The 22,207-nt window shown below is 64.9% G+C and carries 18 protein-coding genes and 4 tRNA genes; 15 read left to right on the top strand and 7 right to left on the bottom strand.

The window, feature by feature from the left end; all coding sequences use genetic code 11:
* Positions 1 to 6 precede the first annotated feature (6 nt).
* From hscA to IB269_RS07165, 11 genes are all read left to right on the top strand, one after another.
* Positions 7 to 1,875 (top strand): Fe-S protein assembly chaperone HscA, encoded by a 1,869-nt coding sequence (gene hscA / locus IB269_RS07115; RefSeq protein ID WP_192366753.1) that lies wholly within the window; start codon positions 7 to 9, stop codon positions 1,873 to 1,875.
* 25 nt (positions 1,876 to 1,900) lie between these two features.
* Positions 1,901 to 2,239, top strand: a complete 339-nt coding sequence (gene fdx / locus IB269_RS07120; protein WP_013802212.1) for an ISC system 2Fe-2S type ferredoxin — start codon at positions 1,901 to 1,903, stop codon at positions 2,237 to 2,239.
* Positions 2,240 to 2,249: 10 nt separating this feature from the next.
* Positions 2,250 to 2,966, top strand: coding sequence for a DNA polymerase III subunit epsilon (gene dnaQ, locus IB269_RS07125; RefSeq protein ID WP_034394212.1), 717 nt, complete (start codon positions 2,250 to 2,252; stop codon positions 2,964 to 2,966).
* A 42-nt stretch (positions 2,967 to 3,008) separates the two neighbouring features.
* Positions 3,009 to 3,083, top strand: a tRNA-Val gene (locus IB269_RS07130).
* 37 nt (positions 3,084 to 3,120) lie between these two features.
* Positions 3,121 to 3,195, top strand: a tRNA-Val gene (locus tag IB269_RS07135).
* 38 nt (positions 3,196 to 3,233) lie between these two features.
* Positions 3,234 to 3,308: transfer RNA gene (locus IB269_RS07140), tRNA-Val, on the top strand.
* A gap of 38 nt (positions 3,309 to 3,346) precedes the next feature.
* Positions 3,347 to 3,421, top strand: a tRNA-Val gene (locus IB269_RS07145).
* Positions 3,422 to 3,580: 159 nt separating this feature from the next.
* Entirely contained in the window at positions 3,581 to 4,681 is a 1,101-nt protein-coding gene (locus IB269_RS07150) for an NAD(P)/FAD-dependent oxidoreductase (RefSeq protein WP_192366754.1), read from the top strand.
* Between the two features lie 202 nt (positions 4,682 to 4,883).
* Complete coding sequence (locus IB269_RS07155; RefSeq protein ID WP_012205816.1) at positions 4,884 to 5,195, top strand: DUF883 domain-containing protein; 312 nt, start codon at positions 4,884 to 4,886, stop codon at positions 5,193 to 5,195.
* Positions 5,196 to 5,203: 8 nt separating this feature from the next.
* Positions 5,204 to 5,623 carry a phage holin family protein gene (locus IB269_RS07160; protein ID WP_192366755.1) on the top strand — a complete coding sequence of 140 codons (420 nt, stop codon included), beginning with the start codon at positions 5,204 to 5,206 and terminating at the stop codon, positions 5,621 to 5,623.
* A 2-nt stretch (positions 5,624 to 5,625) separates the two neighbouring features.
* The gene (locus tag IB269_RS07165) at positions 5,626 to 5,997 is read left to right on the top strand and encodes a hypothetical protein (protein ID WP_192366756.1); all 372 of its coding nucleotides are present in this window, start codon (positions 5,626 to 5,628) and stop codon (positions 5,995 to 5,997) included.
* 157 nt (positions 5,998 to 6,154) lie between these two features.
* Here the strand turns inward: IB269_RS07165 and IB269_RS07170 are convergent, their stop codons facing one another.
* On the bottom strand, positions 6,155 to 7,201 hold the full coding sequence (locus IB269_RS07170) for a quinone-dependent dihydroorotate dehydrogenase (protein ID WP_013802216.1): 1,047 nt from the start codon (positions 7,199 to 7,201) through the stop codon (positions 6,155 to 6,157).
* Between the two features lie 34 nt (positions 7,202 to 7,235).
* On the opposite strand from IB269_RS07170, the gene rpiA reads away from it, so the two are divergent.
* Entirely contained in the window at positions 7,236 to 7,928 is a 693-nt protein-coding gene (rpiA, locus tag IB269_RS07175) for a ribose-5-phosphate isomerase RpiA (RefSeq protein ID WP_192366757.1), read from the top strand.
* Between the two features lie 21 nt (positions 7,929 to 7,949).
* Here rpiA and IB269_RS07180 read toward each other — a convergent pair whose 3' ends face one another.
* The 6 genes from IB269_RS07180 to IB269_RS07205 form a co-directional block, all read right to left on the bottom strand.
* The gene (locus IB269_RS07180) at positions 7,950 to 8,324 is read right to left on the bottom strand and encodes a hypothetical protein (protein ID WP_225614057.1); all 375 of its coding nucleotides are present in this window, start codon (positions 8,322 to 8,324) and stop codon (positions 7,950 to 7,952) included.
* A gap of 40 nt (positions 8,325 to 8,364) precedes the next feature.
* Complete coding sequence (locus IB269_RS07185) at positions 8,365 to 9,069, bottom strand: glutaredoxin family protein (RefSeq protein WP_192366759.1); 705 nt, start codon at positions 9,067 to 9,069, stop codon at positions 8,365 to 8,367.
* A 207-nt stretch (positions 9,070 to 9,276) separates the two neighbouring features.
* Positions 9,277 to 11,325: a M3 family metallopeptidase gene (locus IB269_RS07190; protein WP_192366760.1), complete on the bottom strand. Its 2,049-nt coding sequence runs from the start codon at positions 11,323 to 11,325 to the stop codon at positions 9,277 to 9,279.
* A 75-nt stretch (positions 11,326 to 11,400) separates the two neighbouring features.
* Positions 11,401 to 12,255 (bottom strand): bifunctional methylenetetrahydrofolate dehydrogenase/methenyltetrahydrofolate cyclohydrolase FolD, encoded by an 855-nt coding sequence (gene folD / locus IB269_RS07195; RefSeq protein WP_012205808.1) that lies wholly within the window; start codon positions 12,253 to 12,255, stop codon positions 11,401 to 11,403.
* Positions 12,256 to 12,339: 84 nt separating this feature from the next.
* A complete protein-coding gene (locus tag IB269_RS07200; RefSeq protein WP_012205807.1) occupies positions 12,340 to 12,990 on the bottom strand; it encodes a response regulator transcription factor in 651 nt (216 codons plus the stop codon).
* On the bottom strand, positions 12,987 to 15,560 hold the full coding sequence (locus IB269_RS07205; protein WP_012205806.1) for a PAS domain-containing sensor histidine kinase: 2,574 nt from the start codon (positions 15,558 to 15,560) through the stop codon (positions 12,987 to 12,989). Before IB269_RS07205 ends, IB269_RS07200 begins: the two co-directional genes overlap by 4 nt.
* 320 nt (positions 15,561 to 15,880) lie before the next feature.
* Here IB269_RS07205 and aceE point away from each other — a divergent pair, with 320 nt between their 5' ends.
* Genes aceE through lpdA form a run of 3 tightly spaced genes read left to right on the top strand, consistent with a single transcriptional unit; the run spans position 15,881 to position 22,163 of the window.
* Positions 15,881 to 18,598: a pyruvate dehydrogenase (acetyl-transferring), homodimeric type gene (aceE, locus tag IB269_RS07210; protein ID WP_013802222.1), complete on the top strand. Its 2,718-nt coding sequence runs from the start codon at positions 15,881 to 15,883 to the stop codon at positions 18,596 to 18,598.
* A 19-nt stretch (positions 18,599 to 18,617) separates the two neighbouring features.
* On the top strand, positions 18,618 to 20,303 hold the full coding sequence (gene aceF, locus IB269_RS07215) for a dihydrolipoyllysine-residue acetyltransferase (protein ID WP_192366761.1): 1,686 nt from the start codon (positions 18,618 to 18,620) through the stop codon (positions 20,301 to 20,303).
* Positions 20,304 to 20,318: 15 nt separating this feature from the next.
* Positions 20,319 to 22,163 carry a dihydrolipoyl dehydrogenase gene (lpdA, locus tag IB269_RS07220; RefSeq protein ID WP_099733502.1) on the top strand — a complete coding sequence of 615 codons (1,845 nt, stop codon included), beginning with the start codon at positions 20,319 to 20,321 and terminating at the stop codon, positions 22,161 to 22,163.
* The last annotated feature ends 44 nt before the right edge of the window (positions 22,164 to 22,207 follow it).

Below are 22,207 nucleotides of genomic sequence, written 5' to 3' on the forward strand. Positions count from 1 at the left end.
ATTTTCATGGCGCTTTTGCAGATTTCCGAACCCGGTCAGTCCCCCGATCCCCACCAGCGGCGCATTGCCGTGGGCATCGATCTGGGCACCACGCATTCGCTGGTCGCCGCTGTCCGCAATGGCGTGGCCGAATGCCTGCCGGATGACCAGGGCCGAGTGCTGCTGCCTTCTGTCGTGCGCTATCTGCCCCAGGGCCGTCGTGAGATCGGCCACGCCGCCCAGGCTGCACTGTCTACCGATGCGGGCAACACCATTGCCTCGGCCAAGCGCTTCATGGGCCGCACGCTGGCTGACATCGATTCGCCGGAAAAGCTGCCTTACCGCTTTGCGGAGCAGGAGGCCGGCCGTGGCGTGATCGGGATCGAGACCGTCGATGGCACCAAGACAGCCGTGGAGGTCAGTGCCGAAATCTTGGCCATGCTGCGTTTCCGTGCCGAAGACACCTTCAATGACGACATCCATGGCGCCGTCATCACCGTGCCCGCCTACTTTGACGATGCACAACGCCAGGCCACCAAGGATGCGGCAAAGCTCGCCGGCATCAACCTGCTGCGCCTGATCAACGAGCCCACGGCTGCAGCCATTGCCTACGGCCTGGACAACGGCTCCGAAGGCGTATACGCCGTCTACGACCTGGGTGGCGGCACTTTCGATATTTCTATCCTGCGTCTGTCCCAGGGTGTGTTCGAAGTCGTCTCCACTGGCGGCGATTCGGCCCTGGGGGGTGACGACTACGATGCGGCTTTGGCCGAGTGGGTGGCCCAGCAGACCGGCGTGGTTCCCCAGACGGCCGAAGACAAGGCGCGCTGGCGTATGGCGGCACGCCTTTGCAAGCAGGCATTGACGGATGCACAGGTCGCAACGCTGACGGCCGAGCTGTCTGCCGGCGCTGTGCATTTCGATGTAAAGCGCAGCGATTTCGATGCGAGCACGGCCCATCTGACGGCACGTTCGCTGGCGGCCGTGCGCCGCGCGCTCAAGGACGCAGGGCTGGCGCGCGACGAAGTGCAGGGCGTGGTGCTGGTCGGCGGTTCCACCCGCATGCCCCAGGTGCGCGAGGCCGTGACCGAGTTCTTTGGCCGCGATCCTCTCATCAACCTCAACCCCGACGAAGTCGTCGCGCTGGGGGCTGCCATTCAGGCCAACCAACTCGCTGGCAACAGCTCCAGCGGCGACATGCTGTTGCTCGACGTGATTCCTCTGTCCCTGGGCGTGGAGACCATGGGCGGCCTTGTCGAGCGAATCATCAGCCGCAACGAGACCATTCCCACAGCCCGTGCCCAGGACTTCACCACCTACAAGGATGGTCAGACGGCCCTGGCCGTCCATGTGGTGCAGGGCGAGCGCGACCTGGTGGCGGACTGTCGCAGCCTGGCGCGTTTCGAGCTGCGCGGCATCCCGCCCATGGCGGCCGGCGCGGCCCGCATCCGTGTGACCTTCACCGTGGATGCCGATGGCCTGCTGTCGGTAGGCGCCAAGGAGCAGACCAGTGGCGTCGAGGCCCATATCCATGTCAAGCCTTCTTACGGCCTGTCGGACGACGAGGTTGCCCGCATGCTGCAGGACGGCTTTGCCACGGCCCAGCAGGACATGCAGGCCCGCGCACTGGTGGAGGCACGTGTCGACGCCGATCGCATGCTGATGGCCACCGAGAGCGCTCTGCAGGCCGATGGCGATGTGCTCGCCGCGGACCAGCGCGCAGCCATCGATGCGCTGATCGACGCCCTGCGCGCCAGCGTGGGTTCCGAGGATGCCGCCGTCATCGAGGCCGCGACACAAGCGCTGGCCAAGGGCACGGAGTCCTTCGCCGCCGAGCGTATGAACCGCAGCATCCAGCAGGCCCTGGCCGGCAAGAGCGTGCAATCCCTTTCCTGATTTCTGATCCGACAGCAGATCCGTCATGCCCGTTATCAAAATACTTCCCCACGCCGAATACTGTCCCCAGGGTGCCGAAATCGAGGCGCCTGCCGGAACCTCGATCTGCGAGGCCCTGCTGGACAACAACATTAAGATCGAACATGCCTGCGACATGAGCTGCGCATGCACCACCTGCCATGTGGTGGTCAAGGCGGGCTACAACTCGCTGAACGAGGCCGAGGAAGAGGAAGAAGACCTGCTGGACCGCGCCTGGGGTCTGCAGCCGCAGTCCCGCCTGTCCTGCCAGGCCATCCTGGCACGCGAGGACGTGACCATCGAGATTCCCAAGTACTCGCTCAATCACGCCAAGGAAAACCACTGAGGGCCAGCACATGTCGCGTCAAATCATTCTCGACACTGAAACCACTGGCCTGTCAGCCGACAACGGCGACCGGCTCATCGAGCTGGGCTGCGTGGAGATGGTCAACCGCAAGCTGACTGGCAACAACCTGCATCTGTATTTCAATGCGGGGCGCGACAGCCATCCGGACGCGCTGCGCGTGCACGGCATCACCACCGAATTCCTCAAGGACAAGCCGCGCTTCGAGCACAAGGTCGAGGAGATCTGGGAGTACCTGCAGGGCGCCGAGCTCATCATCCACAATGCGCCCTTTGACCTGGGGTTCCTGAACAAGGAGTTGGAGCTCGCCAACCGCCCGCCGATCCGCCAGTGCGTGAGCGGGGTCATCGACACCCTGGTCATGGCCAAGGAGATGTTCCCTGGCAAGCGCAACTCGCTCGATTCGCTGTGCGATCGCCTGGAGGTGGACAACTCCGGGCGCACGCTGCACGGCGCCTTGCTGGATGCGGAGCTGCTGGCCGATGTCTACATCAACCTCACGCGGGGCCAGGAGGCCCTGTTGATGGCGGAAGAACCTGTCCAGTCCGAGGGTGGGCTGGTCGTGGCGCAGGTGGATCTGGCCAGCTTCAAGCTGCGCGTGGTGCACGCCAATGATCAGGAGCTGGCCGCACACGAGGATGTGATGGTGCAGATGGACAAATCGAGCGGCGGCAAGACAATTTGGCGCGGCTTCGAAAATCAGTCCTAGAAGTTATGACATAATCTAAGTCTTGTCGCAGTAACGACATATGGGTGATTAGCTCAGCGGTAGAGCACTGCCTTCACACGGCAGGGGTCACATGTTCGATCCATGTATCACCCACCATTTTTTCCAAAGAAGTTGGCCTAGCAGCCAGCTTCGCGGGTGATTAGCTCAGCGGTAGAGCACTGCCTTCACACGGCAGGGGTCACATGTTCGATCCATGTATCACCCACCAGTTTTTTCCAAAGAAGTTGGCCTAGCAGCCGGCTTCGCGGGTGATTAGCTCAGCGGTAGAGCACTGCCTTCACACGGCAGGGGTCACATGTTCGATCCATGTATCACCCACCAGTTTTTTCCAAAGAAGTTGGCCTAGCAGCCAGCTTCGCGGGTGATTAGCTCAGCGGTAGAGCACTGCCTTCACACGGCAGGGGTCACATGTTCGATCCATGTATCACCCACCAATCAAGCCCTCCTGAAATCTGTTCAGGAGGGCTTTTCCATTTCCGCTCGGTGCATGGTTCTCAGGCCCTGGAAATTCCAATGCGTCCAGATGATCTGTGGCGCATTCGTGTCTGACGCCGTCTGATAATCGGCTGCTGGACGGCGAAAGGGCAGACAAGATGAGCGAACAGGTCGATTGCGTGGTGGTGGGTGCGGGCGTGGTGGGGCTGGCGGTGGCCAGGGCGCTGGCGTTGCAGGGCAGGGAGGTCATGGTTCTGGAGGCGGCTGAAGCCATTGGCACGGGCACCAGCTCGCGCAACAGCGAGGTCATCCACGCCGGCATCTACTATCCCGAAGGTTCCTTGAAAGCCCGTTTGTGCGTCGAAGGCCGGCAGCGTCTCTACGCCTACTGCGGTGAACGCGGCATTGCCCATCAGCGCTGCGGCAAGCTCATCGTGTCAACGGATGAGGCGCAGCGCGGCCAGCTCCAGACCATTGCACGCAAGGCCGAAGCCAATGGCGTCCACGACCTGCGCTGGCTTGAAGGCGCCGAGGCACGTGCCATGGAGCCCGCGCTGCACTGTGCGGCGGCACTGCACTCCCCCAGCACCGGCATCATCGACAGCCACGCACTGATGCTGGCCCTGCAGGGCGATCTCGAAAACGCAGGCGGCATGGTGGTCTGCCATGCCGAGGTGCAGGAGGCAGCCATCCATCCAGGCGGCGTGTGGCTGCGCACGGCCGATGGGACGGAACTGACGGCCCGCACCCTGGTCAATGCGGCAGGTCTTCATGCGCCATTGCTGGCGGCCCGTTTGCAGGGGTTTCCGCAGCAGTTTGTTCCGCAGGCCTTCTATGCCAAGGGCAACTACTTCACGCTGTCCGGGCGGGCACCGTTCTCGCGCCTGATCTATCCCGTGCCCGAGGCAGCGGGCCTGGGCGTGCATCTCACGCTGGACATGGGTGGCCAGGCCAAGTTCGGCCCCGATGTGCAGTGGGTCGAGAGCCCAGGTGATCTGCAGGTCGATCCCGTGCGCGCCGACGCCTTCTACGCGGAGATCCGCCGGTATTGGCCGGGTCTGGCCGATGGCGCGCTGGTGCCCGGCTACGCCGGCATCCGCCCCAAGATCAGCGGCCCCGGCGAGGCCGCCGCAGACTTCGTGATTCAGGGGCCTCAGACCCACGGCGTTGCGGGCGTGGTGCAACTGCTGGGCATCGAGTCACCGGGATTGACCAGTTGCCTGGCCATTGGCGCGCACGTGGCGCAATTGCTGGCCTGAGGATCTGCCGGTTCACGACACACGGCCACGGCAGGCCTTGTCTGACAAGGCTCAGGCCCCCTCGCTTCCCGGAAGCCCCGGAACAATTGGATAAGATGCTTGCATGTAACAAGGGCCTTGCCCATGTTGCGTGACAGGTATCGGGCGACATGATTGCCTGCTCCCCGCTGTATTTGTTTTCACCTCAATAGAAAGGCTCATCATGACGAAATCGATCACTGACACCGTCTCCACCGCACAAGCCGATCTTGAAAAACTGGTCGGCGACCTGCGTGGTCTGCTGTCTGCCAAGGAGCTGGATGCCGTGCCGGAAATCCATATGCTGCGCCAGCGTATCGATGATGGCATGTCCAATGTGCGTGAGTCCGCGGTGCGTGCGGCGCAGGAAGCGGCCCGCCAGGCCAAGGATGCCGCCTACGCTGCCGATCGCTACGCCCACGATGAGCCGTGGCGCGTCGCAGGCGCGGCCCTTGCCATGGGCGCCTTGCTGGGCTTCCTGCTGGGTCGTCGCTGATCAGCGGCATGCCTGACCAGAAAAGGATGCCTGTGAATTGGATTTCCCTTCTGGGTTTGGATGCCTGGGTGGCGCGCTGGCGCGCTTCCGTGATCGAGCTGGCCATTGCCGCAGAAGACCGCACGGATCTCGCGCGGCTTGAATGGGCCGAGCACAAGCGCAGCATGCAGACGGTGGTCGTGATGCTGATTGCGCTTGCTGGACTCAGCGTCGTGGTCATGCTCACGCTGTCGGTGGCCTTGCTCGTGCAGTTCTGGGACACCGAGCACCGCGTGCTGGTGGGCTGGCTGGTGGGCGGTGGCTGGCTGGCGGTCTGGGCCATTGCCCTGTGGCAATTGCTTGCTGCCGTGCGCCGCCTGGCCCGCCCCTTCATCCTTACCCGCAACGAGCTGAGCCAGGACTGGCAGGCGCTGAAGAAGAGGCTGTAGCCATGGTCGATGCTTCCAACGCTTCCCCGTCCCGCAACGCTGTCACGCCACCCGCGCCCACGGGGCTCAATGCGGAGCTCTGGTTCACATCCACCGTTGAGCAGCAGCAGGTGATGCAACGCATTGCCCAGCAGCGCGAGCGCCTCAAGGCGCGCTCTGCGGCCGTGGCCCAGGCCCGGGCATTGAGCCGCTCTGCCACCCATGTGCAGCCCGATGCACCGCTGGTGGAGCGTGCCATCACCTTTGCGCGCCTGCATCCTGTGGCCGTGGCCGTGGCGGCCGGTGCCGCACTGATGGTGGGCCCGCGCAAGCTGCTGCGATTCGGTACCACCGTCATGCCCCTGATCCTGCGCTGGCAGCAGCGCAGGGGTTGAGGGCCGAGAAGCCTGCTTCTCTCCCAAAGAAAGAAAACGCCCGGCATGCCGGGCGTTTTCGCGTTCTGCGTTCAGTGCGCCAGCACTGGCTGTGTGGTGTCTTGACTCAGCTGCCTTGGCTCGAAACGGCCAGCCAGCCACCTGTCTGGCACGGGCCTCAACGCAGCTGGGCTATGGCGCGTGCGGTCTCGGGCACCAGGGCAGGGCCTCGGTAGATCAGGCCGCTGTAGATCTGGACCACGTCGGCGCCTGCGCGGATTTTGCTGACGGCATCTTCGCCGCTGAGAATGCCGCCCACGCCGATGATGGGGTAGCGGCTGCCCAGGGCGGAACGCAGCTGGCGGATGACCTGGTTGCTGGCCTCCAGCACCGGCGCACCGGACAGGCCGCCCGTTTCCTGCGCGTGGGGCAGGCCCTTGACGGCTTCCCGGCTGATCGTGGTGTTGGTGGCGATCACACCATCCATGCCATGGCGCTGCAGTGTGGCGGCGATGACGCCGACCTGCTCTTCATCCAGGTCGGGTGCGATCTTCACGAACACCGGCACCCGCTTGCCATGCTGCGTGGCCAGTTGCTCGCGGCGCTCGGCAATCGCACCCAGCAGGGCGTCCAGCGCTTCGTCGCTTTGCAGGGCGCGCAGGTTCTTGGTGTTGGGCGAGCTGATGTTCACCGTCACGTAGTCGGCATGCGGGTACACGCCGTCCAGCGCCTTGAGATAGTCGCTGGTGGCATCTTCGATGGGAGTGGTGGCGTTCTTGCCGATGTTCAGCCCCAGCAGCATGGGTTTGCCCTGGGCGCGGGCCTGCGAGCGCTTGACGTTGCTCAGGAAGGCATCCAGGCCTTCGTTGTTGAAGCCCAGGCGGTTGATCAGCGCATTGCGTTCGGGAATGCGGAACATGCGCGGCTTGGGGTTGCCCGGCTGCGGGCGGGGTGTCACGGTGCCCACCTCGACGAAGCCGAATCCCATGGCGGCCAGCGCGTCGATGCAGCGCGCGTTCTTGTCCAGACCCGCTGCCATGCCCACGCGGTTGGGGAACTTGAGGCCGGCAAGCTCGACGGGGTCACTCACCATGGGCTGTGCCCACGCCTGCTGCAGGAGCGTGTTCTGCCCCTTTGCCATCAGGTTCATCGTGAGATCGTGGGCGGATTCGGGGTCCATGCCGAAGAGAAAGGGACGGGTCAGGGCGTAGGGGATCAGAGACATGGGGATAATCAAAGGATTACCTGGATTTTCCCTCATGACGACATCTGCTGCCTCTTTTTCCCAAGATGAACTCAAAGCCCTGGTCGGGCAAGCCGCTCTGGCCTATGTGGTGCCCGGCGAAATCGTCGGCGTTGGCACCGGCTCCACGGTCAACAAGTTCATCGATGCACTGGCCACCATCAAGGACCAGATCCCGGGCGCCGTGTCCAGTTCCGTGGCAAGCACCGAGCGCCTGAAGGCGCTGGGCATCAAGGTGCTGGATGCCAACGAAGTCGCCAGCCTGTCGGTCTACATCGACGGAGCCGACGAGATCGACGGCCGCGGCTACATGGTCAAGGGCGGTGGCGCCGCACTGACGCGCGAGAAGATCGTCGCTGCGCTGGCCGAGCGCTTTGTCTGCATTGCCGATGCCTCCAAGCGCGTCGAGGTACTCGGAGACTTTCCGCTGCCTGTGGAGGTGATTCCCATGGCGGCTGCCCAGATTGCGAACCGCTTCAAGGCCATGGGTGGCTGCGCCGAGATCCGCATGAAGGACGGCGCGCCCCTGGTGACGGACAACGGCCAGCACATTCTTGATGTGCGCGGCCTGAAGATCGCAGAGCCTCTGGCCTTCGAGTCCGACGTCAACCAATGGCCTGGCGTGGTGACCGTGGGAGTGTTTGCGCACCAGAAGGCATCGGTCTGCCTGCTGGGCACGCCCGAGGGCGTGCAGACGCTCAACTATTGAGCGAAGACCTTCCGGCCTCGGCTAGCCGAGGCTCTCGAACGCCACGGCGCCTGTGATCCACGCGAGCAGGGCCAATGCACCCAGGCACAGCGCGCGCAACGAGGCTTGCGCGCGCTGTTTTTTTATGTGCTGAATGAGCCAGGTGATGGCCGCCAGCCCGGCGTAGATGGCAAAGAAGCCAGCCGTCGTCATGTAGTAGGCCAGGCGGTTGAGGCCATTGCCCAGGCCTCCGTCATGCATGAACCACAGCGTGATCAGGCAAGGCACCAGCGCCAGGCTGGCCAGCCTGAAAGGCTCGCGCCATGAAGGCCTTGCAACCAGGGTCCACGCGATGAGCGCGGGCAAGCCGGCAAGCGTGGCAAGCCTTGCCATGGTCCAGACCACATCGGACAGCATGGAATCCACTGTCGGGCTCCTGATTGCGGCAGGCGCTTGCCTAGAAGCTCAGGCCTGCGGGGTTGTCGTTGGTGCGTGCACCAGGCGTTGGGGCGGGCATGGGGGTGCGCCGGCTGCCCGGGTCCTCGGCAGCGGCGGGTGCTGCTGCGGGCGCCGATGCCGTCGCCGATGCAGCGGGCGTAGGCGTGGTCAATGGCTGTGCCGATGGCCGCTTGTACTGGGCCGGCAGTTGCGAGGTCGCAGGATAGCCTGCGGCATCCAGGTATTGGGTCCATTCGCTGGACGAGAAGCCGCTCAGGAACTGCTTGCCAACGGTGGCAAACGGCAGGCTGTTCTGGCCGCTGAGCTTTTGCATGGCAGCGGCGTCCGCCTCGGTCTGCACCAGGCGTTCGGCATAGGGAATGCCTCTGGACTGGAGCAACTGGCGCGCGCTGTCGCAGGGCGCGCAGTCGGGCGAGGTGTACAGCGTCACCGGAAAGCGGCCGGCGATCTGGCGCAGCGCATAGGGCAGGTTGGCATTGCTGTCAGCGGTGCCCGCGACTGACGGGGCCGCAGGGGCGGCAGGCGCTGCCTGCTGCTGGGCGCTTTGGGCCGGGCGGTCCGAGAAAGTGACTTTTCCATCGGGGCCGACGATGCGGTACACCTGCTGCGCACCGGCCGGCAGTGCGGCGGCAAGGCAGGCGAGGGCGAGGCATGGCATCAGGTGGCGCAGGGCGCCGCGGCCAAGGCTGGTAGAAGACTGCATGGACGATCTCGGTTTCGGAAGAAGGGTTTCGTGCCGGGGGCCACCACTCGTCGGATGGATGCCCGCACAGGAGTGCCTGCAAGCATAGCGTGCCATTCATCCTGGGCCATCTTCTGGAGCCACAGGATGTGGCTGCGCGCATCCGATGGGGTGGCCGGGCCAGGAAAAAGCGCCCCGTCGGGGCGCTGCAGACCTGGGGCCGGGCTCTCAGGCCTGGGCCATGCCCTGGTGGCGCAACAGCGCATCCAGCTGGGGTTCGCGGCCACGGAAGGCCTTGAACGACTCCATGGCCGGGCGGGCCCCCCCGGCCTCCAGAATCGCCTCACGGTAGCGGCGGCCTGTCTCGGGGTTGGGGGTTCCATCGGCCAGCATGGTTTCCTCGAAGGCCGCATAGGCATCTGCCGAGAGGACTTCAGCCCACTTGTAGCTGTAGTAGCCGGCTGCATAGCCGCCTGCAAAGATGTGGCTGAAGGTGTGGGCCGAGCGGCTGTAAGGGGGCGACGGCAGCACGGCCACCTCGGCGCGCACGCGGGCCAGCAGCGGCATGATGTCTGCCTTCGGATCGTGCTCGGTATGCAGCAGCATGTCGAACAGCGAGAACTCGATCTGGCGCAGCGTCTGCATGCCCGACTGGAAGTTCTTGGCTGCGATCATCTTGTCGTACAGGGCGCGCGGCAGCGGCTCGCCGCTGTCCACGTGGGCGGTCATGTGCTTGAGCACTTCCCATTCCCAGCAGAAGTTCTCCATGAACTGGCTTGGCAGCTCCACGGCATCCCATTCCACGCCCGCGATGCCCGAGACGTCGCGCTCGTTGACCTGGGTCAGCATGTGGTGCAGGCCGTGGCCGGTTTCATGGAACAGCGTGATCACGTCATCGTGCGTGAGCAGGGCCGGCTTGCCGTCAACGCCGGTGGCAAAGTTGCAGACCAGGTGAGCGACCGGCGTCTGCAGCCTGTGGTTGTCAGGGCGCAGCCAGCGGGTACGCACATCGTCCATCCAGGCGCCGCCACGCTTGCCCGATCGCGCCGGCTGGTCCAGGTAGAACTGGCCGACCAGCTCGGGGCCTTGCGGCGTGCTGCGCTCGATGCGGTAGAACTCGACGGCGGGATTCCAGACCGGCGCCGCGTCGCGGCGGATGGCCACGTCGAACAGCGTCTCGACGATCTTGAACAGGCCGGCCAGCACCTTGGGCGCAGGGAAGTACTGCTTGACCTCCTGCTCGCTGAAGGCATAGCGTGCCTCCTTGAGCTTTTCGGAGACATAGGCCCAGTCCCAGGGCTGGGGATCGGCCAGGCCCAGTTCATCGCGTGCGAAGGCGCGCAGGTCGGCGACATCCTTCTCGGCATAGGGGCGGGCCCGGTGCGCGAGATCGCGCAGAAAGTCGATCACCTGCTGTGGCGAATGCGCCATCTTGGGAACCAGCGAAATCTCGCCGAAATTGCGGTAACCCAGCAACTGCGCCTCTTCCTTGCGCAGGGCCAGGATCTCCGAGATGTTGGCCGTGTTGTCGAAGCGGATGGCATCGCCCTCGGCCTGGTCGGAGGCGCGTGTCACATAGGCGCGGTAGAGCTTCTCGCGCAGCGCACTGCTGGCCGCAAACTGCATCACGGGCAGATAGCAGGGCATCTTCAACGTGAGCTTGAAGCCTTGCTTGCCTTCGGCCTCGGCGGCGGAGCGGGCTGCCTGGCGCACATCCTGCGGCACGCCGTCCAGCTCCTCGGCCGTGGCGTAGTAGGCGAATGCATCGGTGGCGTCGAGCGCGTTCTCGCTGAACTTCTGCGTCAGTTCGGCCGAGCGTTCCTGGATCTTGGCAAAGCGCAGCTTGTCCTCGCCCCGCAGCTCGGCGCCGGAGAGCACGAAGTTGCGCATGGCATGGTCCCAGGCCGCACGCTGCTCGACATTGAGCGTGGCGGGGTCAATGGCCTTGTACTTGGCGTACAGGCGCTCGTCGGCACCCAGACGCGTCCAGAATTCGGTGACCTTGGGCAGGGACTCGTTGTAGGCGGCGCGCAGCTCGGGCGTATCGGCCACGCTGTTGAGGTGGCTGACGGCGCCCCAGGCCGTTCCCAGCTTCTCGGTGGCGACATCGAGCACGGCCGAGATCGAATCCCAGCGCGCCGGAAAGTCGGGTGCCGTGACGGTCTCCAGGGCCTCTGCGGCCCCGGTCAGCAGGATATCGATGGCCGGGCCGACATCGGCAGGGCGTATGCGATCGAACAGGGGCAGGTCGGGGGATTCGAGGAGGGGATTGCTCATGCGTGTCAGATGCCGTCGGGTGCATTGAAATCAAGCGGCTCTCCAGGGAGCCGCCCGATGCTTGTCAGCTCCTGGTCAGCCGGCGGCGCGCTCGGCCGCCTCCATGGTGTTGACCAGCAGCATGGTAATCGTCATGGGGCCGACACCGCCGGGTACGGGCGTGATGAAGCCGGCCACTTCCTTGACGCCGTCAAAGTCCACGTCGCCGCAGAGCTTGCCTTCGTCGTTGCGATTCATGCCCACGTCGATGACCACGGCACCGGGCTTGCACATGTCGGCCGTCAGCACGTTGCGCTTGCCCACGGCGGCGACCACGATGTCGGCCTGGCGCGTCATGGCGGCAAGATCGGCCGTGCCGCTGTGGCAGATGGTGACGGTGGCATTGGCGGCCAGCAGCATCATGGCCATGGGCTTGCCGACGATGTTGGAGCGGCCGATGACCACGGCGTGCTTGCCGCGCAGGTCCTTCATGCCGATGGATTCGAGCATCTTCATGCAGCCGTAGGGGGTGCAGGCCTTGAAGCCGACCTCGCCCACCATCAGCGCGCCTGCACTGGCCACGTGAAAGCCATCCACGTCCTTGAGCGGCGAAATGGTCTCGATGACCTTGTGGTCGTCGATGTGTGCGGGCAGCGGCAGCTGGACCAGGATGCCGTGGATGCTGGGGTCGTTGTTCAGCGCCTCGACGCGGGCCAGCAGTTCGGCCTCGGTCATCGAGGCATCGTACTTCTCCAGCACCGAATGAAAGCCCGCGTCCTCGCAGGCCTTGACCTTGTTGCGCACATAGACTTGGGAGGCAGGGTTGTCGCCGACCAGGACCACGGCCAGGCCGGGCGTGGTGCCGCGGGCCTTCAGGGCGGTGGCGCGCTGGGCGACTTCGGCACGCAGTTGGCGGGAGAGGGCGTTGCCGTCGATGAGTTGGGCTGTCATTGCAGTGAATACCAATAAAAATGCTGCTAGGGCTTGTTGATCAAGCGCTAGCAGCTCTTTGAAAAAAAGCGGTGGTGTCTTGGCTTATCCGGCGACGGCTGCCTTGGCCGCTGCAGCGGTCTGGCCCTGGCCCAGGGCGATCTTGAGCAGATCGGCCACGGTGTTTGCGTTGAGCTTTTCCATGATGTTGGCGCGGTGCGCCTCCACCGTCTTGATGCTGATGCCAAGATCGTCGGCGATCTGCTTGTTCAGCCGGCCGGCGACGATGCGCTCCAGCACTTGGGCTTCACGGCTGGTCAGCTTGGCCAACAGCGCATCGCGGCTGGCGGCCTGCTGGTGGCCGGCAAAGGCTTCGCGGGCATGGTCCAGCATGCGCTCGACCAGGTTCAGCAGTTCCTCTTCGTTGAACGGCTTCTGGATGAAGTCCAGTGCGCCCTTCTTCATGGTGTTCACCGCCATGGGCACGTCGCCGTGGCCGGTGATGAAGACGATGGGAAGGGGGGACTTGCGTTCGATCAGGCGGTCCTGCAGTTCCAGGCCCGTCATGCCGCCCATGCGGATGTCGACGATGAGGCAGGCGATCTCGCGTGGGTCGTAGCGCGAGAGGAAGGTCTCGGCCGAGTCGAAGCAGCGCACACGATAGTCCTTGCCCTCCAACAACCATTGCAACGAATCACGAACCGCTTCGTCGTCATCAACTACGTACACAGTGCCTTTTTTCGGGATCAAGCTCATGCAATCGTCCTTGTTGTGGGTTCAATGGTCGCTGCCGGCGTTGTCGCGTCGCCCGGCGGGGCCAGCGGCAGCCAGAATGAAAACCGGCAGCCGACAACCTCGGAACCATTGTAGAGGTTCTCGGCACGCATCCGGCCCTGGTGGGACTCGACAATGCTGCGGCACAGATTCAGCCCCATGCCCATGCCTTCGCTCTTGGTGGTGAAGAAGGCCTCGAAGAGGCGTTCCAGCACCTCCGGCGGCAGGCCCTTGCCGGTGTCCTGCACGTTGAATTCGATGACGCGCTGGTCCTCGATGGTGCGTGGCACCACGCGCAGTTCCACATTGCGCTGGTGGCTGGGGCGGCCCGATTGCTCGATGGATTCGGCGCCGTTCTTCATGAGGTTGACCAGCACCTGCTCGATGAGGATGGTGTCGGCCATGATGGCCGGCATGCGCTCGGCCACGTGGTAGGTCAGCTGCACATTGCGGCGGCGCAGCTCGATCCCGGCCAGCTCCACGGCCTCGCTGACCATGTCGGTGACCTGGGCCAGGGTGCGGTTGGGCTCGCTGCGCTTGACGAAGGAGCGTATGCGCAAAATGATCTGCCCCGCGCGCTGCGCCTGGTGGGCGGTTTTCTCCAGCGCGAACTTCATCTGCTCTTCGGTCAGCGTGCCCTTTTCGAGCCGGGTGAGCATGCCGCTGCAGTAGTTGCTGATGGCGGTCAGCGGCTGGTTGAGCTCATGGGCGACGCTGGAGGCCATCTCGCCCATGGTGATCAGGCGGCTGACGGACTGGGCGTGCTCGGCCTGGCGATCAGCCTGCTCCTCGGCCAGGCGGCGCGGCGTGATGTCGGTGGCGATCACCATCTGGGCCAGGCGGCCGTCCACCCAGCTCAGATAGCGCGATCGCACTTCCAGCCACTTGCCCAGTTCGGGCAGGTAGATCTCGGCGTTTTCGCTGCGTGCGCTGGTCAGCGAGTCGGTGGGCAGGCCCATGAGGCCGTCCTCGTCGTCCATGCCTTGCGGCTGCGAGCGCACGGGCAGCACGCCGGCCTGGGCGACGAGCTGCAGGTGGCCGTCGGTCTGTGAGCCAAACCATTGCCGGTACAGCTTGTTGGCGAACAGCAGCTCGGCGCTGCCCAGGGGGGCGACGGACACCGAGGCGTCCAACGCCTCCAGCACGATGGTGAAGCGCTCATAGGAGGCCGACAGTTGCTCGCGGATGCGGTTGGGCTCGGTGATGTCGGTCATGGACGACATCCAGCCCGTGTGCTGGCCATGGGCGTCGATCAGCGGCGAGACATACAGGCGCGCATCGAACTGCGTGCCGTTCTTGCGCTGCACGCGCACCTGAAAACCGCCGACGATGGTCTTGCCCGAAAGCTCTTCGCGCAGCTTGGAGTGCAGGTTGTCGTAGTCGTTGTCGGGCCAGTAGGAGTAGGGCGGCATCTGGCCTACCAGCTCTGACTCGCTCCAGCCCGTCATCTGGCAGAAGGCGGCATTCACATAGGTGATGCGGCCTTGCAGGTCCAGCGCGCGCATGCCGGTGAGCACGGAGTTTTCCATGGCGCGGCGGAAGTTGGTTTCCGCGACCAGGGCCTCCTGGGCGCGCTGGCGGCGGCGCGTGTGGCGCCAGGTGGCCAGCAGCAGCCATGCCGTCATCGCACTGAGCGTGCCCACAAGCCAGAACAGGCCGCTGCCGACCACGCCCAGCGAGGTGCGATAGGCCTGGGCACGCAGCACCAGGCTGTTGCCGACGGGGGCGACGGGTGCCTCGTCCTCGTTGGCAACGGTGCGCCAGCGCAGCAGTTCGGTGGCGGTCTGCTTGCGCGGCGTCAGCGGCGTGCCGGCCAGCACCTGGCCCCGGCTGTCGAGCATGGTCATGGCGTAGCGGGCCATGATTTCGGTGGGCGTTCCATAGCGCAGCAGGCTGTCGATGGAGTACTCGCCCAGCAGCTCGCCGATGTAGCGGCCGTCCTGTGCCAGCGGCACATGCAGTTGCAGCAGCGGCGCGGCTTCCCCCTTGTGGGCCAGTCCCTGCACGTAGATGGGTTGCTGCATCTCGCGCGCGAGCTGGTAGGCCTCCAGCGCGTCTCCGGCGCGCAGCACTTCACGCGGGATGCGCAGCTGCTCGCTGCTGACGGTGGGGGCGGACTGGCTGGCCAGGATGCGCCGCTGTGCATCGATCCAGGTGATGGACTGCAGTTCCGGGTACTGGCTGATGAGTGCTTCGGCGCGGCTGGCGAAGTCGGACTCGCCCAGGTCGTGGTTGCCGATGTCGCGCGCCATGCGCATCAGTTGCTCCTGGCGCTCCAGCAGGCGCAGGCGCACGCGTTGCTGGGCATATTCCACGTCGCGGTGCAGCGCTTCCTTCTCGCGGTCGATCTCCTCCATGCGCAGGTACCAGAAGGAGGCCACGATGGCCGCCATGAACATCAGTACGGCCGCGAGGGGGGCGAGCGCCGCGAAGCGGTCCTGGCGCGTGGGGGAAAGACTGCGCCACCAGCTGCGCCACCAGCGCACTGGCGCGGCCACGCCTGCCATGGGGGCAGGGCTGTGCGTGCCGTGCTCGGAAGGGGAGGATTGCATGCGCCCAGTGTAGGGGAGAGTCTGACTGTTTTTAAGGAGTATTGGAGTCGCCACGGAGGCGCTTCGGCGACGTTCTTTGGGGTCTTCACTGTATGTGCGTTTGCAGCAAAATTTCAAATTATGAAATCAAAAAGCACCATTTGAAATTCGAAAAAAGTATGCGACACTCGCCGAGCATTGAGGCAGTGAATCGGTATTTTCAAGTTCGCCAGACAGGGTCTGTGCCGCGCAAGGCGTGGTGAACTACCCGCCTGCGTTGGCGCGCTGCGCCGCTCACTGGTTCGACCCCAAGACGCTACCTTCTGCAAGGAGACATTCCCATGACAGCTCAGACTGACCCGCAAGGCAATGCAGGCGTTCCCGCCGGCCTGGACCAACAAGAATCGCGCGAATGGATGGACGCCCTGTCGGCCGTCATCGACCGTGAAGGCGCCGAATACGCGCACAAGCTGATCGAGGACCTGCTCGAACACGCACGCCAGAACAGCGTGGACATGCCTTTCTCGGCCAACACCGGCTATGTGAACACCATCGAGACCTCGCAGGAAGCCCGCTGTCCCGGCAACCTGGAAATCGAAGGCCGTCTGCGCGCCTACATGCGCTGGAATGCCATGGCCATGGTGGTCAAGGCCAACCGCCTGCACCCGCCCGAAGGCGGTGACCTGGGCGGCCACATCGGCTCCTTCGCTTCGCTGGCCAACATGTTCGCGGCCGGCTTCAACCATTTCTGGCACGCCGAAAACGAGAACCACGGCGGCGACTGCCTGTACATCCAGGGCCACGTCTCGCCCGGCATCTATGCCCGCGCCTACCTGGAAGGCCGCATCTCCGAAGAGCAGCTGCTGAACTTCCGTCAGGAAGTGGACGGCAAGGGCCTGTCCAGCTATCCGCACCCCAAGCTGATGCCCGAGTTCTGGCAGTTCCCCACGGTGTCCATGGGCCTGGGCCCGCTGATGGCCATCTACCAGGCGCGCTTCCTCAAGTACCTGCATGCCCGCGGCATTGCCGACACCGAAAGCCGCAAGGTCTGGGTGTTCTGCGGCGACGGCGAAATGGACGAGGTCGAGTCGCTGGGCGCAATCTCGCTGGCCGCCCGCGAAAAGCTGGACAACCTGATCTTCGTGATCAACTGCAACCTGCAGCGCCTGGACGGCCCGGTGCGCGGCAACGGCAAGATCATCCAGGAACTCGAAGGCGAGTTCCGCGGCTCCGGCTGGAACGTCATCAAGCTGCTGTGGGGCAAGGGCTGGGACGAGCTGCTGGCCAAGGACAAGGACGGCGTGCTCAAGAAGATCATGGCCGAGTGCAACGACGGCGACTACCAGTCGTTCAAGGCCAATGACGGCGCCTACGTGCGCAAGAACTTCTTCGGCCGCGATCCGCGCGCGCTGAAGATGGTCGAGCACATGAGCGACGACGAGATCTGGAACCTGCGCCGCGGCGGCCACGATTCGCAGAAGGTGTATGCGGCCTTCCACGCCGCCAATTCGCACAAGGGGCAGCCCACCGTGCTGCTGGTCAAGACCGTCAAGGGCTTCGGCATGGGCAAGATCGGTGAAGGCAAGAACACCGTTCACCAGACCAAGAAGCTGGGCGACGAGGACATCAAGGCCTTCCGCGACCGTTTCAACATTCCCATTCCCGACAGCCAGATCGCCGACCTGCCTTTCTACAAGCCGGCCGACGACACCCCGGAAATGCGCTACCTGCACGAGCGCCGCAAGGCCCTGGGCGGCTACCTGCCGCACCGCCGCGTGAAGGCCAGCGAGCAATTCACGGCGCCTGCGCTGGATACCTTCAAGGCCATCCTTGAAGCCACGCCCGAAGGCCGTGAGATCTCGACCACCCAGGCCTATGTGCGCTTCCTCACGCAGCTGCTGCGCGACAAGGAAATCGGTCCGCGCGTCGTGCCCATCCTGGTGGACGAGGCCCGTACCTTCGGCATGGAAGGCCTGTTCCGCCAGATCGGCATCTACAACCCCGCTGGACAGCAGTACACCCCGGTCGACAAGGACCAGGTGATGTACTACCGCGAGGACAAGGCCGGCCAGATCCTGCAGGAAGGCATCAACGAAGCCGGCGGCATGAGCAGCTGGATCGCGGCAGCCACGAGCTACAGCACGAGCAACCGGATCATGATCCCGTTCTACGTGTACTACTCGATGTTCGGCTTCCAGCGCATCGGTGACCTGGCCTGGGCGGCCGGAGACATGCAGGCGCGCGGTTTCCTGCTGGGCGGCACTTCGGGCCGCACCACGCTGAACGGCGAAGGCCTGCAGCACGAAGACGGCCACAGCCACATCCTGGCCAACACCATTCCCAACTGCGTGAGCTACGACCCGACCTTCGCCCACGAAGTCGCCGTGATCATGCAGGACGGCCTGCGCCGCATGGTGCAGAACCAGGAAAACGTCTTCTACTACATCACGCTGCTCAACGAGAACTACGCCATGCCCGGCCTCACGCCCGGCACCGAGCAGCAGATCATCAAGGGCATGTACCTGTGCAAGCCCGGCCAGAAGGTGCCGGAAAGCGGCCTGCGCGTGCAACTGCTGGGTTCGGGCACCATCCTGCGCGAATCCTTCTTCGCCCAGGAACTGCTGCTGGCCGACTGGGGCATTGCCGCCGACGTGTGGAGCTGCCCGAGCTTCAACGAGCTCACCCGCGACGGCCAGGACGCCGACCGCTGGAACCTGCTGCATCCGCTGGACACCCAGAAGGTGCCCTTCGTCACGCAGCAGCTGCAGTCGCACAATGGCCCGGTGATCGCATCCACCGACTACATGAAGGCCTACGCCGAGCAGATCCGCCCCTACATGCCCAAGGGCCGCACCTACAAGGTGCTGGGCACCGACGGCTTCGGCCGCTCGGACTTCCGCCGCAAGCTGCGCGAGCACTTCGAAGTGGATCGCCACTACATCGTGGTTGCCGCACTGCGCGCGCTGGCCGAAGAAGGCAAGATCAACGCCACCACCGTGGCCGAAGCGATCGCCAAGTACGGCATCAAGGCCGACAAGATCAACCCGCTGCACGCTTGAGTAAGAACGGGAGACACATATGGCATTGGTAGAAATTCAAGTCCCCGATATCGGTGATTTCGACGAAGTTGCTGTGATCGAAGTGCTGGTCAAGGCCGGCGATCAGATCAAGGCCGAGCAATCGCTGATCACCGTGGAGTCCGACAAGGCCTCCATGGAGATCCCCTCCAGCCACGCCGGCGTGCTCAAGGAGCTGCGCGTCAACATGGGCGACAAGGTCAAGCAGGGCAGCATCATTGCCGTGGTCGAGTCGGCGGAAGCCGCTGCCCCGGCACCTGCAGCCGCCGCACCGGCCCCCGCCGCTGCAGCCCCGGTGGCTGCGCCTGCACCGGCCGCTGCTCCCGCTGCCGCGCCTGCGGCCTCGGGCGCCGCCACGCAGATCGACATCAAGATTCCCGACATTGGCGACTTCAAGGACGTGGCCGTGATCGAGATGCTGGTCAAGGTCGGCGACACCGTGACGGCCGAGCAATCGCTGTTCACCGTCGAATCCGACAAGGCCTCGATGGAAATCCCGTCGCCAGCGGCCGGCACCATCACGGCGCTGACGCTCAAGATCGGTGACACGGTCAACGTGGGCGACGTGGTCGGCCAGATGAGCGTGCAGGGCGCTGCCGCGCCTGCAGCCCAGGCTGCGGCCCCGGCACCTGCTGCAGCAGCCCCTGCACCGGCAACTGCTGCCCCGGCCGCTGCAGCTCCGGTGTCTGCCGCTGCAGCATCGGCTCCCGCCGCTGCACCTGCGCACAACCCGACCGTGGCGCCCACGGGCAAGCTGCCCCATGCATCGCCCTCGGTACGCAAGTTCGCCCGCGAGCTGGGTGTGCCGCTGGACGAGGTCAAGGGCTCGGGCAACAAGGGCCGCATCACGGCCGACGACATCCAGGCTTTCACCAAGTCCGTCATGGCGGGTGCCGTGCAGACCAAGGCCCAGGCCGCGACCGCCCCCAAGGGTGGCTCCGGCGGCGGCGCAGGCCTGGACCTGCTGCCCTGGCCCAAGGTGGACTTCTCCAAGTTCGGCCCGGTCGAGCGCAAGGACCTGTCGCGCATCAAGAAGATCAGCGGCGCCAACCTGTCGCGCAACTGGGTCATGATTCCGCACGTCACCAACAATGACGAGGCCGACATCACCGACCTGGAAGCCTTCCGTGTCTCCACCAACAAGGAGAACGAGAAGAGCGGCGTCAAGGTGACCATGCTGGCCTTCGTGATCAAGGCGGTGGTTGCGGCCCTCAAGAAGTTCCCCGAGTTCAATGCCTCGCTGGACGGCGACACCCTGGTCTACAAGCAGTACTTCCACGTCGGCTTTGCGGCCGACACGCCCAACGGCCTGGTGGTCCCCGTGCTGCGCGATGCCGACAAGAAGGGCATCCTGCAGATCAGCCAGGAAATGGGCGAGCTGGCCAAGAAGGCCCGCGACGGCAAGCTCGGCGCTGCCGACATGCAGGGCGGCTGCTTCTCGATCTCGTCGCTGGGCGGCATCGGTGGCACGAACTTCACCCCCATCATCAACGCCCCCGAAGTGGCCATCCTCGGCCTGTCCAAGGGCCAGATGAAGCCGGTGTGGGATGGCAAGCAATTCGTGCCGCGCCTGACGCTGCCGCTGTCGCTGTCCTATGACCACCGTGTCATCGACGGTGCCTCGGCCGCGCGCTTCAATGCCTTCCTGGGCCAAGTGCTGGCGGACTACCGCCGCATCCTGCTGTAAACGGAGGCCCGACACATGGCAATCATCGACATCAAGGTGCCCGACATCGGCGACTTCGCCGAAGTGGGCGTGATCGAACTGCTGGTCCAGCCCGGTGACACCGTGGCCAAGGACCAGTCCCTGATCACCGTGGAGTCCGACAAGGCCTCCATGGAGATCCCCTCCAGCCATGCCGGCGTGGTCAAGGAGCTCAAGGTCAAGATCGGCGACAAGATCGCCGAAGGCGGCCTGATCCTGACGCTGGAGGCCGCTGGCGAGGCGGCCGCCGCACCCCAGGCGGCAGCACCGGCCCCTGCAGCGGCGGCTCCGGCCCCTGCCGCTGCAGCGCCCGCAGCATCGGCTCCCGCTCCGACCGCAGCCAGCTACGCTGGTGGCGCGGCCGATTACGACTGCGACGTGGTCGTGCTCGGCGGCGGTCCTGGCGGCTACTCGGCAGCCTTCCGTGCGGCCGATCTGGGCCTGAATGTGGTCATCGTCGAGCGCTACAAGAGCCTGGGCGGCGTCTGCCTGAACGTGGGCTGCATCCCGTCCAAGGCGCTGCTGCACGTGGCCGCCGTGGTGGACGAGGTCAAGCACCTGGAGGTGGCCGGCGTCAAGTTCGGCGCGCCCGAGGTCAACATCGACCAGCTGCGCGGACACAAGGACAAGGTCATCGGCAAGCTGACCGGCGGCCTGGGCCAGATGGCCAAGATGCGCAAGGTCACCGTGGTGCGCGGCTACGGCAACTTCGTCGGCGCCAACCACCTTGAGGTGGAAGAGACCACGGGCGACGGCCAGGAAAAGACCGGCAGCAAGAAGATCGTGCAGTTCAAGCGCGCCATCATTGCCGCCGGCAGCCAGGCCGTGCACCTGCCCTTCATGCCCAAGGACCCGCGCGTGGTGGACTCCACCGGCGCGCTGGACCTGGCCAGCGTGCCCAAGCGCATGCTGATCCTGGGCGGCGGCATCATCGGCCTGGAAATGGGCACCGTCTACTCCACGCTGGGCGCACGCCTGGACGTGGTGGAGATGATGGATGGCCTCATGCAGGGCGCCGATCGCGACCTGGTCAAGGTCTGGCAGAAGATGAACGCGCCGCGCTTCGACAACATCATGGTCAACACCAAGACCGTGGGTGCCGAAGCCACGCCCGAAGGCATCAAGGTCAGCTTTGCGCCTGCCAAGGACGGCATCACCGTGCCCGAGCCCCAGGTCTACGACCTGGTGCTGCAGGCCGTGGGCCGCACACCCAACGGCAAGAAGATCGCTGCCGAGAAGGCCGGCGTGGCCGTCACGGACCGCGGCTTCATCGAAGTCGATATCCAGATGCGCACCAATGTGCCCCACATCTTCGCCATCGGCGACGTGGTGGGCCAGCCCATGCTGGCGCACAAGGCCGTGCACGAGGCCCATGTGGCCGCCGAAGTCATCGCCGGTGAACTGCAGGGCAACAAGGAGCTGGCTGCCAGCGCCTTCAATGCCCGCGTGATCCCCAGCGTGGCCTACACCGACCCGGAAGTGGCGTGGGTGGGTCTGACCGAGGACCAGGCCAAGGCCCAGGGCATCAAGGTCAAAAAGGGTGTGTTTCCCTGGACGGCTTCGGGCCGCGCCATTGCCAATGGCCGCGACGAAGGCGTCACCAAGCTGCTGTTCGATGACAGCCCCGAGGCGCACGGCCACGGCCGCATCCTGGGTGGCGGCATCGTCGGCACGCATGCGGGCGACATGATCGGCGAGATTGCGCTGGCCATCGAAATGGGCGCCGATGCCGTGGACATCGGCAAGACCATCCATCCCCACCCCACGCTGGGCGAAAGCCTGGGCATGGCGGCCGAGGTGGCGCACGGCTCCTGCACGGACCTGCCGCCGCAGCGCAAGTAAGCGCAAGGCCTGGCGTTCAGGCCTGGCAAGAACAGAAAGGCAGC

Source organism: Delftia sp. DLF01 (genome assembly GCF_014852125.1).
Classification (GTDB): domain Bacteria; phylum Pseudomonadota; class Gammaproteobacteria; order Burkholderiales; family Burkholderiaceae_C; genus Comamonas; species Comamonas acidovorans.

What these genes read in the sequence shown, in the direction of transcription:
- IB269_RS07170 (WP_013802216.1), bottom strand. Translation starts at nt 7,201, where the DNA reads ATGTCTCTGATCCCCTACGCCCTGACCCGTCCCTTTCTCTTCGGCATG.
- IB269_RS07150 (WP_192366754.1), top strand. Translation starts at nt 3,581, where the DNA reads ATGAGCGAACAGGTCGATTGCGTGGTGGTGGGTGCGGGCGTGGTGGGG.
- IB269_RS07165 (WP_192366756.1), top strand. Translation starts at nt 5,626, where the DNA reads ATGGTCGATGCTTCCAACGCTTCCCCGTCCCGCAACGCTGTCACGCCA.
- fdx (WP_013802212.1), top strand. Translation starts at nt 1,901, where the DNA reads ATGCCCGTTATCAAAATACTTCCCCACGCCGAATACTGTCCCCAGGGT.
- hscA (WP_192366753.1), top strand. Translation starts at nt 7, where the DNA reads ATGGCGCTTTTGCAGATTTCCGAACCCGGTCAGTCCCCCGATCCCCAC.
- aceF (WP_192366761.1), top strand. Translation starts at nt 18,618, where the DNA reads ATGGCATTGGTAGAAATTCAAGTCCCCGATATCGGTGATTTCGACGAA.
- folD (WP_012205808.1), bottom strand. Translation starts at nt 12,255, where the DNA reads ATGACAGCCCAACTCATCGACGGCAACGCCCTCTCCCGCCAACTGCGT.
- IB269_RS07180 (WP_225614057.1), bottom strand. Translation starts at nt 8,324, where the DNA reads ATGCTGTCCGATGTGGTCTGGACCATGGCAAGGCTTGCCACGCTTGCC.
- IB269_RS07190 (WP_192366760.1), bottom strand. Translation starts at nt 11,325, where the DNA reads ATGAGCAATCCCCTCCTCGAATCCCCCGACCTGCCCCTGTTCGATCGC.
- IB269_RS07155 (WP_012205816.1), top strand. Translation starts at nt 4,884, where the DNA reads ATGACGAAATCGATCACTGACACCGTCTCCACCGCACAAGCCGATCTT.
- IB269_RS07185 (WP_192366759.1), bottom strand. Translation starts at nt 9,069, where the DNA reads ATGCAGTCTTCTACCAGCCTTGGCCGCGGCGCCCTGCGCCACCTGATG.
- dnaQ (WP_034394212.1), top strand. Translation starts at nt 2,250, where the DNA reads ATGTCGCGTCAAATCATTCTCGACACTGAAACCACTGGCCTGTCAGCC.
- IB269_RS07205 (WP_012205806.1), bottom strand. Translation starts at nt 15,560, where the DNA reads ATGCAATCCTCCCCTTCCGAGCACGGCACGCACAGCCCTGCCCCCATG.
- rpiA (WP_192366757.1), top strand. Translation starts at nt 7,236, where the DNA reads ATGACGACATCTGCTGCCTCTTTTTCCCAAGATGAACTCAAAGCCCTG.
- IB269_RS07160 (WP_192366755.1), top strand. Translation starts at nt 5,204, where the DNA reads ATGCCTGACCAGAAAAGGATGCCTGTGAATTGGATTTCCCTTCTGGGT.
- lpdA (WP_099733502.1), top strand. Translation starts at nt 20,319, where the DNA reads ATGGCAATCATCGACATCAAGGTGCCCGACATCGGCGACTTCGCCGAA.
- aceE (WP_013802222.1), top strand. Translation starts at nt 15,881, where the DNA reads ATGACAGCTCAGACTGACCCGCAAGGCAATGCAGGCGTTCCCGCCGGC.
- IB269_RS07200 (WP_012205807.1), bottom strand. Translation starts at nt 12,990, where the DNA reads ATGAGCTTGATCCCGAAAAAAGGCACTGTGTACGTAGTTGATGACGAC.